The sequence below is a fragment of the Micromonospora sp. CPCC 205554 genome (assembly GCF_036902745.1).
Taxonomy (GTDB): Bacteria; Actinomycetota; Actinomycetes; order Mycobacteriales; family Micromonosporaceae; genus Micromonospora; species Micromonospora tulbaghiae.
Genome location: NZ_JBAKHP010000027.1, coordinates 48,482 through 63,672, shown reverse-complemented (window position 1 = coordinate 63,672; position 15,191 = coordinate 48,482). Strand labels below are relative to the sequence as shown.

Genomic DNA, 15,191 nt, shown 5'->3' with positions numbered 1-15,191 from the left:
CCCGTGCTTCCGATCGCGCTCACCTGCCCCGTGTGGTGGGTGGCGCGCTGGACCGCCCGGATGCTCGCCAGTCTCGCCGTGGTCGTCGCCTGTTCGTTCGGCGCCGCCACGCTGCCGGCCGGTGTCGCCGCTGCCGCCCCGGCTCCGGCGGTCGCCGCCTCGGCGTACCCGGTCACGGGCGCCTCGACCGCCGCGCGGCCGGAGGTCGACCGCGTGGCCGAGCGGCCGGCCTCGCCCGCCGGTGTCCCGGCGCCCGCTCGCCGGGCGACGGTCCCGGCCGTCGCGGAGCCGGTCCCGGCCGGACGGGCCGCCGCGCCGGCCGGCCCACGGGCCCCGCCCGCCCGCTGATCCGCCCACGGGCCGCGCCCGTTCCCGCACCCACCGAACGTCATTCCCGCACCCGCCTCCCGGTGGCCCGCCCGCCCCGGCCGGCCGTGCGGCCCTCCCGCCAGGTCCTTCCCGTGAGGTGCCGACCATGTCGCAGACCGCTCTGTACCACTTCCTCACCTCCGTGCCCGAGGCCGCCGCCATCTGGTCCTTCCTGCTGCTGCTCGCCCTCGGCCTGCTCGCCGCGCTCGTCGCCCGGCCCGAACGCGAACCCGCGCCGGAGGCCGCCCCCGACCCGGCCGACGCCGACGCCGCCCGCCGCGACGACCTGATCCGGTACGCCGAGGAGGTGGCGGTGGCCGCCGCCGGGGCCGCCCAGACGGCCCGTCGCCGCCGGGAGCGGTGGCTGGCCGCGCAGGACGAGGCGGACCGGGCCTGGACCGCGTACGACGAGGCGGACGCCGCCGCCCGCCGCCTGGCCGGCGCCGCCGCGCTGCCCGCCCCGCACACCCCGCGGACTCCGGCCGAGTACGCGGCCCGGGAGCGCTGGCTGCACCACGCCGCCATGACGGCGCACTGGCGGGGCGACCTGACCGCCCGTCAGCTCGCCGACGTGCTGGCGCGCCGCAACGGGTGGGATCCGCGCCGGCACCCGGCCGAGCAGGAGATCGTGCTGGCCCGCACCGTCCGGGACGGGCGCCGGGCCGGATGGGAGAGCGCCGCCGAGCGGGAGCGGGCGGCGTGGCGGGACGCGGAACTGGCCGCCGAGGCCGCCCGGACGCTCGCCGCCGAGGCGTACGCGGCCACGGCGGCACTGCGGCCCGTCCCGGCGTACCGGAGCGCGACGACGAGCGCCCTGCCGGTGCCCGCGGCGGTCCGGAACGCCCGGTGGCGCCCGGCGCGGGTCGGCTGAGCGTCGTCTCGACCGAATCGTTACCCGGAATGTGGTGAGCCCGGTCACCCGGGCCGCCGAAACGGGCGTCGGGCGCAGAACAGGTCATCGAGCCGCGCGATTGCGGGGCCGGTGCCCGCCGTCTGTCCGCTTTCCGCCGCCAGGCGCCCTCGAAACTGCTTGTCCCATTGAGTGAAGTCAGTAACCGGGTGTTCCGAAATCCGTTACCGCGGATCATGTTTACGCAGGTGGGAGCGCTTGGCATGGGACATACCCACCGGTAGTGTCGGCGCGTCCGATGCGGTAATCGATCGCCGACGGCGACGCCGCACCGACCCGCCTAATCGTGTTCCACGAACCGGGGACCCATGAGCACCATCGGGGTGAATCCGCGAGCCCACGGCCCGCGGTAGGGCGTACTTCCCGCCCGAATCCGTCAGCTAACCCGGTCGGCGGCCACGGAAGGAGTACCCCTCGTGCCCACCCCTCGATCGTCCCCCCGCCTCCACGGCATCGCGGTGCCCGCGCTCGCCTGACGCGCGACCGGCAACCGCCCCCTGGGCGCCCGGCATCACGGGCGTTCCCGATCCCCCCGGCCATCCGGCCCCGCCAGCACGCGTGAGTTCCTCCGCGTGCCGGGCCGGCGTGCGCCGCTCACGCCCCGTGGAGGATTTCTTGAAGCACCACCTGAAGCGTCAGCTGCGACGGATCGTCACCGAACGCCCGTACCAGATCATCGCCGGATCGGCCGCCGCGCTCGTGCTGGCGGCCGGCGCCGGCACCGTCGCCACCGCCGGTGACGACGCCCCGGTCCAGGAGAACACCGCAGCGGTCGCCGACCTCGGCGCCGCCCGCCTCGGCGAGCAGCCCGCCAGCCGCGGCGAGGCCCGCATCGCCGTACCGCCCAGCGCCTCCGCCGCGCCCAGCGCGTCGCCGAGCGCCTCCCCGTCGAAGAAGGCCACGGCCGACCCGGACACCACGCCCAAGGCCAAGCCGAAGCCGCCGTCGAGCAAGACGCTCGACTACGACTACCAGGCGCAGATCAACTACTTCTACTGCGGGCCGGCCGCCGTGCGCAACGCGCTCAGCGCCGCCGGCATCGAGCGCAGCCAGGACGCGCTGGCCGGTCCCCTCGGCACCACCGAGATGGGCACCAACTCGGCCGAGGACACCACCCGCGTGCTCAACCAGCAGGTCAAGGGCAACCCGTACCGGACCCGCATGATTCCCGGCACCGCCACCCCGGCCCAGATGGACCGGCTCCAGGCAGACGTGGTCGAGGCGATCAGCAACGGCCGCGCGGTCGTCGCGAACGTCGCCGGTACCGCCACCGACACCAACGGTGGCTGGCACTCGTTCCCGGGCGGCCACTACGTCGCTGTGGTCGGCTACAAGAACGACGGCCGGACCGTACGCATCGCCGACTCGGCCGACCCGTCGCTGCCGTCGTACTGGGTCACCACGATCGACCTGGCGCACTGGGTCTCCACACGCGGCTACTCCGCCTGATTCCCGCACACCCGAAGGCCGGCACCCCACCCGGGGCGCCGGCCTTCCCCGTGTGTGGCATGCGCCGCCCCGGCTCGCCGATCTTGGACTTGTGGCGCCCAGTATGACCGGCTCGCCCGCTATGGAAGGTGCCACAACTCCAAGATCGACGGCGAGGGCGGGGTGCGGGTGGCGGGGTTCGGTCTCGCGTGTCGTGTGCGGGCGGTGGCAGACTGCGCCAATGGGCGATGCGACGGGGAAGCGGCACCTGATTCTCCTGCACGGCATGGGTGCCACCGGCGAGGTGTGGCTGCCCTGGGCGCCGCTGCTGGAACGCGGCTGGCCCGGCCGCTGGCTCGCCCCCGACCTGGCGGGACACGGCTGGTCGCCGCCGCTCGACGGCTACTCGTTCGAGGCCCTGGCCCAGCGCGTGGTCGACGGGCTCGGCCCGGTCCGGCTCGGCCCCGAGGACCGGCTGGTGCTGCTCGGGCACTCGCTCGGCGGGGTGGTGGCGCTGGCGCTCGCGGCCCGGCAGCGAGGGCTTCCGGTCGACGCGGTGGTGGGGCTCGGCATCAAGGCGGTCTGGTCCCCGGCCGAGCTGGCCAAGTCGGAGGAGCTGGCCGCCCGGCCGGTGACCTGGTTGGCCAGCCGTGACGAGGCGGCCCGCCGCTACCTGCGGGTCTCCGGGCTCGCCGGGCTGTTCGCACCGGACCACCCGGTGGTGGAGGCGGGGCTGCGCCGGGTGGACGGCCGCTGGCGGCTCGCGATGGACCCGGCCGCGTTCGCCGTCGGGGAACCCCGGCTGCCGGCCCTGCTGGCCGCCACCGGTGTGCCCGTGCTGCTGGCCCGGGGCGAACTGGACCCGATGGTGACCGACGCGCAGCTCAAGGAGCTGGGCGTGCCGGTGGCCACGCTGCCCGGACTGGGCCACAACGCGCACGTCGAGGACCCGGAGGCGGTGCTCGCCCTGCTCGACCCGTACCTCTGAGGCGGCCGGCCGGGCCGGGCGCGTGCTATCCGGCCGTGCGCGGCGCCGGGACCGCCCAGTCGGGTTCCAGTTCCCGGCGGGCGGCGGTGAGGAACGCCTCGGCGTACCCGTCGGCGGGGAAGTCGCCCAGGTAGCGGGTCCGGGCCGCCCAGCGCCGCGCCGCCTTCGGGTCGGCGTCGAGCAGGTCGGTGAGCACCTCGTCCACGTTCGACATGTCGCGCCGCAGCACGTAGCCGGACGCCGCGAGCGGGAACCGCTCGACGAAGTGCTCACCGTCGGCGCCGGTGTCGGTGACCGCGTACGGCTTGCCGGAGTAGAGCCAGTCGGAGATGACCCCGGAGACGTCGGAGACCAGCGCGTCGGCGCGGTTGACGCACTCGGTGAGCGTCAGCTCCCGGCTCGCGGCGGCGCCCCACAGGTGCGGCCGGCCGGTCTTGGCCCGGTCGGCGGCGAGCAGTTCGGTGAGCCGGGCGAGCTGGCGGGCCGAGGCCGGGTTCTTGTCGGTGTACGGGTGGGCGCGCAGGATCACCGCGGCGCCCCGGTCGATCAGCCGGCGGATCAGCGTCTCGGCCACCGGCAGCGAGCAGTAGTTGGCGTCGGCGTGGTGCCCGGTCCAGGTCGGCGTGTAGAGGACCGTGGGCTGCGCCGGTGAGCTGACCGGCTCCCGGCGTACCTCGACGGCCTCGACCTGGGGCCGGCCGACCACGACGAACTTGTCGGCGGGGATCTCCACGCCGGCGCGGGCGTACCTGTCGATCGCGGCCTGCCCGGCCACGAAGATCTTGTCGAAGATGGCCGAGACCGGGTTGGCGCTGGGGGCCTTGTCGCTGTCGCCGTGGTGCAGCTGCACATGGGTGAGCTGGTTGAACCGGATCACGTGGGCGTTCTTCGCGCCGTGGTTGACGTAGAACGCCACCCGCAGGCTCGGCACCAGCGCCTCGTCGAGCGCCTTCAGCGTGGGGCAGAGGACCACCGGGGCGCGGGTGGCGGCGGCCACCGCCGGCAGGAACTCCGGTTCGCGCAGCACCACCACGAACGGGCGGCCGATCCGCTCCAGGTACGGCAGCCACATGGTGACCTGGTACTCCGAGCCGGGCGGCGCGGAGAAGTGCAGCAGGAACTCGGGCTGGTGGCGGCGCAGCGCGCGGCCGACCGGGCCGCCTCCGGCGGGCGGGCGGAACCGGCGCCGGGCGAGGTCCAGCGCGACCGCCCCGCAGCCGGCGCCGACGAGCAGCGCGGCGACGAGCGCCGTCCAGGCGGGCAGCGCCAGGGCGGCGGCGAGCGCCACCACGGCGAGCAGCGCCAGCAGCGCGTCGCCGAGCCGGGCGGCGACGACCGGTGTCCACGTGCGCACCGGGAGGTTCGCCGCGCGGATCTCCAGCGCGCCGGCCTGCCGCAGCGGCCCGACCAGCAGCACCAGCCCGAGCAGGACCAGCGCGGAGGCGGCCAGCGCCGGGTCGAAGCCGGCGTCGAGCCGCCGCGCGTAGCCGACCAGGATGCCGGCGGCGACGAGCACCGTCTCGGCGAGGCCGTCGGCCGACGGCCGGACCCGGCGCTCCCAGGCGGTGGCGGCGAGCGCCGCGACCGCCAGGGCCAGGCCCCAGCCGGTGGCGCCGGTGAGCGCCACGACGAGGAAGGCCAGCACCGCCAGCCCGGTGGTCAGCACCCGGGCGAGCAGCTTGCGGACCAGGTCACCACGCATCTGGTACGTCCCGTCGGGTTCAGGCGTCGGCGGACAGCTCGGAGCGGTGCGGGCCCGGCTGGGCCGGTACGGCGGCGACCTGCTCGCCGGGGGACCGGCGCACGTCGACCACCTGGCCGGTCAGGTCGGAGATCAGCACGTCCAGGGACGCCTGTGCGACCGCCTCGGAGGAGAGCAGCGTGTGCTCCGGCTCCTCGCCGAACGCGCGCGTCCGCATCGGGGTGGCGGTGCGTTCCGGGTTGACGCAGTTGACCCGTACGCCGAACTCGGCCCACTCGTCGGCGAGCGCCTGGGTCAGGTTGACCAGCGCGGCCTTGGTGGCCGAGTACAGCGCGTAGCGGGCCCGGCCCCGGGTGTACGAGCTGGACGTGTAGAGCAGCAGCTGGCCCTTGGTCTGCTGGAGGTACGGCAGGGACTGGCGCGCGATGGTGACCGGGCCGACGAAGTTGACGTGCAGGAGACGGTCCATCGTCTCCGAGTCCATCTCGGCGAGCGCGCCCTTCTCCAGGATGCCGGCGGTGACCACCACGTGGTCGATCCGGCCGGTCGCCTCGAACGCGGTCTTCAGCGCGGCGGCCACGTCGTCGGCCCGCTCGACGTGCGTGCCGGTGGTGGAGCGGCTGAACGGGAAGACCTGGGCGCCGTAGGAGCGGGCCAGCTCGGCCAGGTCGTGGCCGATGCCGTAGCTGCCGCCGAAGACCACGACGGTCCGGCCGGTCAGCTCCTCGGCGTAGCTGCGGTGGTCGGTCAGGCGGGGCGCCTGGGCGGCGGCGAGCTGGAACAGCTTGTCGGCCAGGTGCACGTCGACCGGGTGGGTGACCTTGATGTTCTCGTCCGAGCCGTCGATCACCTTGATCGGCGTGCCGGGCAGGTAGCGCAGCACCACGCCGCAGTCGTCGGTGGCGGCGAAGTCGGGGTCGCCCTCGGCACGGCGGTACGCCTCGCGGATGGTGCCGGAGCGGAACGCCTGCGGGGTCTGGCCGCGGCGCAGCCGGGAGCGGACCGGGATGTCGGTGATGCAGTCGTCCGCGTCCACCTGGACGATCGTGTCGGCGGACGGGATGGCCACGTCCACGGCCGAGTACGTCCAGAGCGCGTTCACGCACTCGCGCACGATCCGGGCGCTGACCAGCGGGCGGACCGCGTCGTGGAAGAGGATGTTGACGTCGCCCTCGCCGACCGCGTCGAGCGCGATCCGGGTGGTGTCGTTGCGGGTCTCGCCGCCCTCGATCACCTTGGTGACCTTGCGGAAGCCGGCGCCGGCGACGATGCGCCGCGCGTCGTCGACGTGACCGGTGGCCATCAGCACGATGATCTCGTCGATCTCCGGCGCGGCCTCGAAGACGGCGAGGGTGTGCTCGATGATCGGCTTACCGGCGATCTTGAGGAGCTGCTTCGGGATGCCCAGCCCGAGGCGCGTGCCGGTCCCCCCGGCGAGGATCACGGCCACCGTACGCGTGGGGCGCCAGGGTGCCGGGCTCGCCGGCGCGGCGTCCGGTGCGGTGGTGTGGTCCTGCGTCATTGCCGTACCTCACTCTGGGTGAAAGGGGATGGGTCCGAAAACCTTAACGCGTACGCCGGAGCGCACCGCTCCGGGCGGAACCCGGTGCGGTGCGCTCCGGGGCGCTACTTCTGGTTCTCGTACGCGTCGCAGACCTCCTTGGTGGGGCCGTCCATCTTCAGGACGCCGCTCTCCAGCCAGATGGTCCGCTCGCAGGTGTCCCGGATCGAGCCGATCGAGTGGCTGACCAGGAAGACCGTGCCGGCGCTGTCGCGCAGTTCGCGGACCCGCTGCTCGCTGCGGACCCGGAACTTGCGGTCGCCGGTGGCCAGCGCCTCGTCGATGAGCAGCACGTCGTGCTTCTTCGCCGAGGAGATCGCGAAGCGCAGCCGCGCGCCCATGCCGGAGGAGTAGGTGCGCATCGGCAGCGAGGCGAAGTCGCCGCGTTCGTTGATCCCGGAGAACTCGATGATCTCCGGGGCGATCTTCTTGACCTCGTCCGGGTGCATGCCCATGGCGAGGCAGCCGAGCACCACGTTGCGCTCGCCGGACAGGTCGTTCAGCAGCGCGGCGTTCACGCCGAGCAGCGACGGCTGGCCCTGGGTGTAGACGGCGCCGCGGGCCGGCGGGAGCAGCCCGGCGATGGCGCGCAGGAGTGTGGACTTGCCGGAGCCGTTGCTGCCGATCAGCCCGATCGCCTCACCCTCGTACGCGGTGAAGCTCACGCCCTTGACCGCGTGCACCTCGCGGATGTTCGGCGCCTTGGTGCGGGAGACGATCCGCTTGAGCGCGGACACCGGGGTGGTGCCGCCGCTCGCGCCCTTGTGGATCCGGTAGATCACGTGCACGTCGTCCACCACCACGGTGGGGACGCGGCCCGAGTCGGTCACCGGGCCGGCGTTCAGCGGCAGGGTCTGCTCAGCCACGGCCGTACTCCTTCTCTCCGCGCCAGAAGTAGACGAACCCGCCGATGCCCATCACGACCGCCCAGGACAGGCCCATCACCCACAGCTTCAGCGGGGAGCTGATCAGGTTCGGCTGGTGCGAGTCGAGCAGCGCGTAGCGGGCCAGTTCGATGAAGACCAGCGGCGGGTTCCACTCCAGGATGTTGGCCGCCCACGGCGGCAGGTGCTCGCGGATGAGCGCCACCGGGTAGAGCACGCCCGAGGCGTACAGCCAGGTGCGCATCACGAACGGCATGACCTGCTTGAGGTCGGTGACCTTGGAGCCGAGGCGGGCCATCACCATGCTCAGCCCGACGTTGAAGATCGTCTGGAGCAGCAGCATCGGGACGATCAGGATCCAGCGGAAGGTGATCGGCTCGCCGGTCAGCAGCACGATCACGGCCAGCACCACCATCGACATGAGCAGCTGCTGGAGCTGCACGAGCGTGACGGTGATCGGCAGCGCGGCCCGGGGGAACTGGAGCGCCCGGATCAGGCCCAGGTTGCCGGTGATCGCGTTGGTGCCGTTGGACGCCGCGGTCTGGGTGAAGATGAAGATGAAGACGCCGGTGCACAGGTACGCGATGAAGTTCGGCACGTTCCGGCTCTGGGCCAGGATCAGGCCGAAGATCAGGAAGTAGACCGCCGCGTTGGTGAGCGGTGTCAGCACCTGCCAGAGCTGGCCGAGCTGGGTGTTGCTCAGCGAGGAGGCGACCTTCGCCCGCGAGTACGCGGTCATGAAGTGCCGGTACGCCCACAACCTGCGTGCGTACTCACCCAGGGGCGGTCGTTCCCCGGCCACCCGCAGTCCGTACCGCTGGGCCAGTTGGGCCCGGGTCAGTCCGGATTCGGGGTCGGCCACCGCGGTGTTGGCCATGTTCAGGCGCTCCGATCTTTCGTGCTGATGGGGAGCAGTGCGGTGAAAGAGATCCAGCGTGGCCGGGCGGGGAGGAGCCGCCTCGCTGCTGCATGGAAGGTAGTCCACCGAACGTCGGGACGCAACCGTACCGTCGTTGCGCTACATTGTTCCACGTGACGACCGAGAAGAGGCGTGCTCCGGCCGGCGCGGCGGTGCTGCGCGGGGAGATCACCAGTGCCATCCGCGCCGCCGTGATGCAGGAGTTGGCCGAGGTCGGCTACGGTCGCCTCTCCATCGAGGCGGTGGCCCGGCGGGCCGGTGTGAGCAAGACCGCCATCTACCGCCGCTGGCGTTCCAAGCTCGACCTGGTGCTGGACATGGTCTCGGCGGTGGCGGGCCGGAACATCCCGCTGCTGGACACCGGCAGCCTCCTCGGTGACCTGGAGATCCTGCTGCACGTCATGGCGCGCGCGTTGCGTCACCGGCTGGCCGCGCAGATCATCCCGGACCTGCTGGCCGAGGCGGCCCGCAACCCGCAGATCGCGGAGAAGCTGCAGGCCGCCCTGGACGACTACCAGCAGGCCGTCGGGCGGATCCTGATCGGCCGGGCGGTCGAGCGTGGTGAGCTGTCCCCGGCCACCGACCGGCGCGCCGCCGTCGATCTCATCGTCGGCCCGGTTTACTGGCGGATGGCGATCTCCCGGGCCCCTCTGGAGCCCGCCGAGGTGCCCCGGATGGCGGCCGCGATCGTCGCCGCGCTGCGGGTAGCATGCGTGGGGCCTGTACGCGACGAGGTGGAAGTCTGAACCCCGGGCCGCCCCCGGAGGGCCGTCGTCGATCATGAACAGAAGGTCACATCCGGTCGGACAATCAGTGCAACCCGCTGGTTTTCCCGACAGACCGGTACTATCCCCCGAAATGTCTCCCATGAATCCCGCGTCGACAGGAGGAAGCCCCATGGTCGGGCCGCATCCAGAGTTCATTCCCCCCGCACGGCCGATCATCGGCGAGGCCGAGATCGAGGCGGCCGTCCGGGTGCTGCGGAGCGGCCGGGTCGTGCAGGGCCCCGAGGTCGCGGCGTTCGAGGAGGAGTTCGGCGACCTGGTCGGCGGCCGGCACTGCGTCGCCGTCAACTCCGGCACCTCCGCGCTCCAGCTGACGCTGATGGCGCTCGGCTTCGGCCCGGGCGACGAGGTCATCGTCCCGTCGTTCTCCTTCGCGGCCAGCGGCAACGCGGTCCGGCTGGTCGGCGCCGAGCCGGTCTTCGTGGACATCGAGCCGGGCAGCTTCTGCGTCGACCCGGAGGCGGTCGCCGCCGCGATCACGCCGAAGACCGTCGCGATCATGCCGGTGCACCTCTACGGCCACCCGGCCGCGATGGACCGGATCATGGAGATCGCGCAGCAGCACGGCCTCGCCGTGGTCGAGGACGCCGCGCAGGCGCACGGCGCCGAGCTGAACGGCACGCCGGTCGGCGCGTTCGGCACCGCCGGGTGCTTCAGCTTCTACCCCACGAAGAACATGCACTCGCTCGAGGGCGGCATGATCAGCACCGCCGACGCGGACCTCGCCCGCACCCTGCGGCTGCTGCGCAACCAGGGCATGGAGCAGCGGTACGCCAACGAGATCGTCGGCGCCAACATGCGGATGACCGACGTGGCCGCCGCGATCGGCCGGGTGCAGCTCACCCAGCTCGCCGAGTGGACCGAGCAGCGCCGCGCCAACGCCAAGTTCCTCGACTCGGCGATCACCGGCATGGTCACCCCGCCGGTCGCCGACGGCGCCAAGCACGTCTACCACCAGTACACGGTGCGGGTGCGGGGCGACCGCGACGCCGCCCAGGCCCGCCTCACCGAGCTGGGCATCGGCAACGCGGTCTACTACCCGACCCCGATCCACCGGCTCAAGCCGTACCTCGTCGACGGCAAGCCGGGCGCGTGGGACCTGCCGGAGACCGAGCGGGCCGCCGCCGAGGTGGTCTCGCTGCCGGTGCACCCGTCGCTGAGCCAGGCCGAGCTGGAGCGGATCGCCGAGGGCGCGAACTTGGCCGGCGGTGCCCGATGAGCGACGGCGGACGGAAGCTGCGGGCCGGCCTGATCGGCCTCGGCGCGATGGGGCGCAACCACGCCCGCGTGCTGTCCAACCTGGACGGCGTCGAGCTGGTCGGTGTGGTCGACCCGGCCGGCGACGTGACCGGCACGCTGCGCGCGCCCGTGGTGCCCGAGCTGAGCGACCTGCTCGCCCTCGGTGTCGACTACGCGGTGGTGGCCTGCCCGACGGCGCTGCACGAGCCGATCGGCATGGAGCTGGCCGCCAACGGCGTCTGCGCGCTCATCGAGAAGCCGCTCGCCCAGTCCGTCGACGCCGCCACCCGTCTGGTCGAGGCGTTCGAGAAGGCCGGCCTGGTCGCCGGCGTCGGGCACATCGAGCGCTACAACCCGGCACTGCAGAGCCTGCGTACCCGCCTGGAGGCGGGCGAACTGGGCGAGGTGTTCCAGGTCGTGACCCGGCGCCAGGGCCCGTTCCCGCACCGGATCGCCGACGTCGGCGTGGTGATGGACCTGGCCACCCACGACATCGACCTGACCGCCTGGGTGACCGGCCAGCAGTACACCTCGGTCGCCGCCCGCACGGTCTCGCGCAGCGGCCGGCTGCACGAGGACATGGTCGCCGTGGTCGGCCAGCTCGCCGACGGCACGATGGTCAACCACCTGGTGAACTGGCTCAGCCCGCTCAAGGAGCGGTCGACCGTGGTCACCGGTGACAAGGGCTGCTTCGTGGCCGACACGCTCACCGCCGACCTGACGTTCTACGCCAACGCCGCCATCGACACCGAGTGGGAGGCGCTGCGCGCGTTCCGCGGCGTGGCCGAGGGCGACATGGTCCGCTACGCCATCCCGAAGCGGGAGCCGCTGCTGGTCGAGCACGAGCGCTTCCGGGACGCGGTGGAGGGCAAGCAGAGCGACATCGTCACGCTGCGGCAGGGTCTGCGTACCGTGCAGGTCGCGGCCGCCCTGCTGGAGTCGTCCGCCGACGGCAAGGTCGTGTCCGTCGCGGCCAGCGGCAGCGACGCGGAGCCGGCACTGCGATGAGCCCGGCGCCGGTGCGGCGGACGGTCTCCGCGGTACGGCGGCGGATACCCCGGCGGTGGCGCATCGCGCTCCGCCGGGCCGCCGCCGGCACGCGCCCCTGGGAGACCCCTTCGGTACGCGAACTGTGTGAACTTCCCGCCGGCACGCCGCTGCTGGTGCACGCCGGCGGGATCAGCGGCGACCGGGCGCTGGACGGCGTGCTGCGCGCCCTGGCCCGGTTGCCCGAGTTCCACCTGGCGCTGGTCTGCGACGCGGCGGAGCAGGCGGCCGCCCAGGACCTGGTCCGCCGGGCCGGCAAGGCTCGCCGCCGGGTCCACCCGGTGCCGCGCCCCCGCACGATGACGGCCGCGTTCCTCGCCTCGGGGGACGTGGCCGTGTTCGGGTTCGCGCCGGACGCCGGCCTCGGGCTGCTCGACACCTGCCTCGCCGCCGGGCTGCGGGTGGTGGCCGCCGACAACCGGGTGGTCCGCGAGCACCTGGCCCGCCACCGGGCCGGCGACTTCTACGCGCCCGGCTCGGTGCCCTCCTTCGCCAAGGCGGTGGAACGGGCCTGGCAGCGGGGCGGCGACGACGCGGCGGAGACGCCGGAACCGCCGGAGCCGGCGGCCGCGCCGGTCGAGGCCGGCACACCGGGCCGGTGGCGGGCGCTCGGCGCCGGACCGGTCCGGCTGGGTCTGGGCACGGCGAACTTCGCCGGGCAGCTCTCCGCCCTCGCGGTGGCGATCAGCGCCGCGCGGGCGGACGTCGGCATCGAGCTGGTCGTGGCCAAGCCACCGGCCACCTACCGCTACCCGGCCGACCGGTATCTGCACTTCCCCGGCGAGCACCGGCTCGACGTGCAGATGCAGCAGGCGGCGCGGGTGCTCGGCTGGTACACGCACCTGATCGTGGACGCGTTCCGCCCGGTGCTCGGCCGGCTCAACGGCGACGACATCGCCGCGGACCTGCCCGCGCTGCGCCGGGCCCGGCTCAAGGTCGCACTGCTGGCGCACGGCAGTGAGATCCGCCACCCCGGCGCGCACCTGGAGCGGCACGCCGAGTCCGCGTTCCGGGACGCGCCGGAGGAACTGCGCGAGCGGCTCACCGTGGTGGCCGAGCGGAACCGGCGCACCGCCGAGGAGAGCGGCCTGCCGTTCTTCGTGACCACCCCGGACCTGCTGGACGACGTGCCGTTCGCCACCTGGGCGCCGCTGATCGTGGACGTGGACGCGTGGGCCTGCGACCGGCCGGTGCTGGAACGCACCCGGCCGGTGGTGCTGCACGCCCCGTCCAACCGCTGGACCAAGGGCACCGACCGGCTCCTGCCCCGGTTGCAGGAGCTGCACGATCGACGGATCATCGAACTGCGCCTGGTGGAGGGTCTGCCGCACAGCGAGATGCGCCGCCTGGTGCAGGACTGCGACATCGTGGTCGACCAGTTGGTGATGGGCAGCTACGGCACCTTCTCCTGTGAGGGGATGGCCGCCGGCAAGGTCGTGGTGGCGTACGTGAGCGAAGGACCGCACCGGGCCGCCGGGGTCCAGCCGCCGATCGCCAACGCCACACCCGGCACGCTCGTCAAGACGATCGAGTCGCTGCTCGACGACAGGCCCGCCGCGGTCGCCCTGGCCGCGGAGGGTGCGCGTTACGTCCGTGACCACCACGACGGCCGGCGGACCGCCGAGGCATTCGACGCCTTCCTCCGGTGACCCGCCGACCGCCCGTGCACCGCCCCGCCAACGAGGAGAAGCACCCGATGCAAGCTGTCCCGAGTAGCGATGCCCGACCGACCCGGGGACGGGTGGTGATGCTGGTCGACAACGGGGTCCACGGCGACTCCCGGGTGCAGAAGGCCGCCCGTTCGGCCGCCGAGGCCGGCTGGGAGGTGATCCTGGTCGGCATCCTCAAGGGTGCGGCGACCGAGGACAGCTGGCGCATCGGCGACGCCGAGGTCCGGCTGATCCGGATGCCCCGGCGGCTGACGCATCCGGTCGCGTACCGCCGCGCGCTGCTGCGCCGGCCGCTGGCGTACAAGCCGGGTCCGGACGCCAAGCGGCGGCTGAACACGCTGCGGGCCCGCCGGGACGACCTGACGTTCCGTCTCTCCGAGATCAAGGTGAACCGGGCGGCGGGCGGGCCCCGCTGGGCCGAGCTGGCCGCCAAGGCCAGGCTGGCCGCGCCGTACTTCCTCAACAAGACGGCGTTCCAGTGGGTCAAGTTCCGCTCGGCGCAGCTGCGGCGGCTCCAGGAGAGCCAGCAGGACCCGAACTCCCGGCTCGACCGCGCGGCGCTGCGGTTCTGGCAGCGGGTGCACGGCGACCGGGCCTGGCGCCGGCTGGACCCGGAACTGTGGGACTTCGAGCTGGCCTTCGCCTCGGTGGTCGACGAGCTGCGGCCGGACCTGATCCACGCGCACGACTTCCGGATGCTCGGCGTCGGTGCCCGGGCGGTCATGCGGGCCCGGGCCGGCGGGCGGGACGTCAAGCTGCTCTGGGACGCGCACGAGTTCGTCCCCGGCATCATCGGCCGGCCGGCGAACCTGCGCTGGCTGCCCGCCCAGATCGCCTACGTGCGGGAGCACGCGCCGTACGCCGACGCGGTCATCACCGTCTCGTCCACCCTGGCCGACCTGCTGCGGGAGAGCCACGACCTGCCCGAGCAGCCGGCCGTGGTGCTGAACGCGCCGCCGCGGTCGCTCACCGCCGAGCAGCGGGCCACGCCGGTGCCGGACATCCGGGCGATGTGCGGCATCGACGCCGGCACGCCGCTGCTCGTCTACTGCGGCGGCATCAACCCGTCGCGCGGCGTGGACATCATGATCCGGGGGCTCACCGAGATGCCCGAGGCGCACGTCGCGCTGGTCTCGGTGCACCCCAACGGCAAGGCCCCGATCATGTACGAGCTGGAGGAGCTGGCCGCCGAGCTGGGCGTGGCCGACCGGGTGCACCTGCTGCCGTACGTGCCGCACTGGCAGGTGTCGGCGTTCGTCTCCCCGGCCGACCTCGGTGTCATCCCGATCCACCACAAGCCGAACCACGAGATCGCGCTGATCACCAAGTTCTTCGAGTACGCCCACGGCGGCCTGCCGATGGTGGTCAGCGACGTGCGGACGATGGCCGAGGCGACCCGGGCCACCGGGCACGGCGAGGTCTTCCGGGCCGAGGATCTGGACGACTACGTCCGGGCGGTGCGTACCGTGCTGGCCGACCCGCAGCGCTACCGGGCCGCGTACGACCGGCCGGGCGTGCTGGAGCAGTGGACGTGGGAGGCGCAGGCCCGGGTGATGGACGAGGTCTACACCCGGCTGCTGCCGCACCACCCCGGGCCGGTGCGGCCGGCGGAGGCGGACACCGCAGTCCGGCCGGTGCCGAACCAGCGGGCGGCGGTGCCGGTGCGCTGACCGGCGGAGAACGACAGCG

Annotated in this window: 13 protein-coding genes and 1 riboswitch; of the genes, 9 read left to right on the top strand and 4 right to left on the bottom strand. The window is 73.4% G+C overall.

Annotated features, from left to right (window positions below; all coding sequences use genetic code 11):
- The first annotated feature begins 3 nt into the window (after positions 1-3).
- The 4 genes from V6U82_RS25625 (at position 4) to V6U82_RS25610 (ending at position 3,695) form a co-directional block, all read left to right on the top strand.
- Positions 4-348 (top strand): hypothetical protein, encoded by a 345-nt coding sequence (locus V6U82_RS25625; RefSeq protein WP_334465266.1) that lies wholly within the window; start codon positions 4-6, stop codon positions 346-348.
- 127 nt (positions 349-475) lie between these two features.
- Positions 476-1,240 (top strand): hypothetical protein, encoded by a 765-nt coding sequence (locus V6U82_RS25620; RefSeq protein WP_334465263.1) that lies wholly within the window; start codon positions 476-478, stop codon positions 1,238-1,240.
- A 306-nt stretch (positions 1,241-1,546) separates the two neighbouring features.
- A riboswitch (cyclic di-AMP (ydaO/yuaA leader) is annotated at positions 1,547-1,689 on the top strand.
- 193 nt (positions 1,690-1,882) lie between these two features.
- Complete coding sequence (locus tag V6U82_RS25615) at positions 1,883-2,728, top strand: C39 family peptidase (RefSeq protein ID WP_181726744.1); 846 nt, start codon at positions 1,883-1,885, stop codon at positions 2,726-2,728.
- Between the two features lie 220 nt (positions 2,729-2,948).
- A complete protein-coding gene (locus tag V6U82_RS25610) occupies positions 2,949-3,695 on the top strand; it encodes an alpha/beta fold hydrolase (protein WP_334465259.1) in 747 nt (248 codons plus the stop codon).
- A gap of 25 nt (positions 3,696-3,720) precedes the next feature.
- Here V6U82_RS25610 and V6U82_RS25605 read toward each other — a convergent pair whose 3' ends face one another.
- The 4 genes from V6U82_RS25605 to V6U82_RS25590 all read right to left on the bottom strand — a co-directional run bounded on the left by V6U82_RS25605 (position 3,721) and on the right by V6U82_RS25590 (position 8,719).
- Positions 3,721-5,397 (bottom strand): CDP-glycerol glycerophosphotransferase family protein, encoded by a 1,677-nt coding sequence (locus V6U82_RS25605; protein WP_334465256.1) that lies wholly within the window; start codon positions 5,395-5,397, stop codon positions 3,721-3,723.
- 19 nt (positions 5,398-5,416) lie between these two features.
- Positions 5,417-6,919, bottom strand: a complete 1,503-nt coding sequence (locus V6U82_RS25600; RefSeq protein WP_334465253.1) for a bifunctional cytidylyltransferase/SDR family oxidoreductase — start codon at positions 6,917-6,919, stop codon at positions 5,417-5,419.
- A gap of 104 nt (positions 6,920-7,023) precedes the next feature.
- On the bottom strand, positions 7,024-7,824 hold the full coding sequence (locus V6U82_RS25595; protein WP_091423599.1) for an ABC transporter ATP-binding protein: 801 nt from the start codon (positions 7,822-7,824) through the stop codon (positions 7,024-7,026).
- Positions 7,817-8,719, bottom strand: coding sequence for an ABC transporter permease (locus V6U82_RS25590; protein WP_334465250.1), 903 nt, complete (start codon positions 8,717-8,719; stop codon positions 7,817-7,819). The genes V6U82_RS25595 and V6U82_RS25590 overlap by 8 nt, the downstream gene beginning before the upstream one ends.
- 155 nt (positions 8,720-8,874) lie before the next feature.
- Between V6U82_RS25590 and V6U82_RS25585 the strand changes: the two genes are divergently transcribed.
- The 5 genes from V6U82_RS25585 to V6U82_RS25565 all read left to right on the top strand — a co-directional run bounded on the left by V6U82_RS25585 (position 8,875) and on the right by V6U82_RS25565 (position 15,172).
- A complete protein-coding gene (locus V6U82_RS25585; RefSeq protein WP_334465247.1) occupies positions 8,875-9,507 on the top strand; it encodes a TetR/AcrR family transcriptional regulator in 633 nt (210 codons plus the stop codon).
- Between the two features lie 151 nt (positions 9,508-9,658).
- Positions 9,659-10,765 carry a DegT/DnrJ/EryC1/StrS family aminotransferase gene (locus V6U82_RS25580; protein WP_120570715.1) on the top strand — a complete coding sequence of 369 codons (1,107 nt, stop codon included), beginning with the start codon at positions 9,659-9,661 and terminating at the stop codon, positions 10,763-10,765.
- Positions 10,762-11,793 carry a Gfo/Idh/MocA family protein gene (locus V6U82_RS25575; protein ID WP_128138128.1) on the top strand — a complete coding sequence of 344 codons (1,032 nt, stop codon included), beginning with the start codon at positions 10,762-10,764 and terminating at the stop codon, positions 11,791-11,793. Before V6U82_RS25580 ends, V6U82_RS25575 begins: the two co-directional genes overlap by 4 nt.
- On the top strand, positions 11,790-13,481 hold the full coding sequence (locus V6U82_RS25570; RefSeq protein ID WP_334465242.1) for a glycosyl transferase family 1: 1,692 nt from the start codon (positions 11,790-11,792) through the stop codon (positions 13,479-13,481). The genes V6U82_RS25575 and V6U82_RS25570 overlap by 4 nt, the downstream gene beginning before the upstream one ends.
- Positions 13,482-13,579: 98 nt before the next feature.
- Entirely contained in the window at positions 13,580-15,172 is a 1,593-nt protein-coding gene (locus V6U82_RS25565; RefSeq protein ID WP_128138660.1) for a glycosyltransferase, read from the top strand.
- Positions 15,173-15,191 lie beyond the last annotated feature (19 nt).

Coding starts and splice junctions, on each gene's coding strand:
- V6U82_RS25620 (WP_334465263.1), top strand. CDS start 476: ATGTCGCAGACCGCTCTGTACCACTTCCTCACCTCCGTGCCCGAGGCC.
- V6U82_RS25610 (WP_334465259.1), top strand. CDS start 2,949: ATGGGCGATGCGACGGGGAAGCGGCACCTGATTCTCCTGCACGGCATG.
- V6U82_RS25605 (WP_334465256.1), bottom strand. CDS start 5,397: ATGCGTGGTGACCTGGTCCGCAAGCTGCTCGCCCGGGTGCTGACCACC.
- V6U82_RS25600 (WP_334465253.1), bottom strand. CDS start 6,919: ATGACGCAGGACCACACCACCGCACCGGACGCCGCGCCGGCGAGCCCG.
- V6U82_RS25590 (WP_334465250.1), bottom strand. CDS start 8,719: ATGGCCAACACCGCGGTGGCCGACCCCGAATCCGGACTGACCCGGGCC.
- V6U82_RS25580 (WP_120570715.1), top strand. CDS start 9,659: ATGGTCGGGCCGCATCCAGAGTTCATTCCCCCCGCACGGCCGATCATC.
- V6U82_RS25575 (WP_128138128.1), top strand. CDS start 10,762: ATGAGCGACGGCGGACGGAAGCTGCGGGCCGGCCTGATCGGCCTCGGC.
- V6U82_RS25570 (WP_334465242.1), top strand. CDS start 11,790: ATGAGCCCGGCGCCGGTGCGGCGGACGGTCTCCGCGGTACGGCGGCGG.
- V6U82_RS25565 (WP_128138660.1), top strand. CDS start 13,580: ATGCTGGTCGACAACGGGGTCCACGGCGACTCCCGGGTGCAGAAGGCC.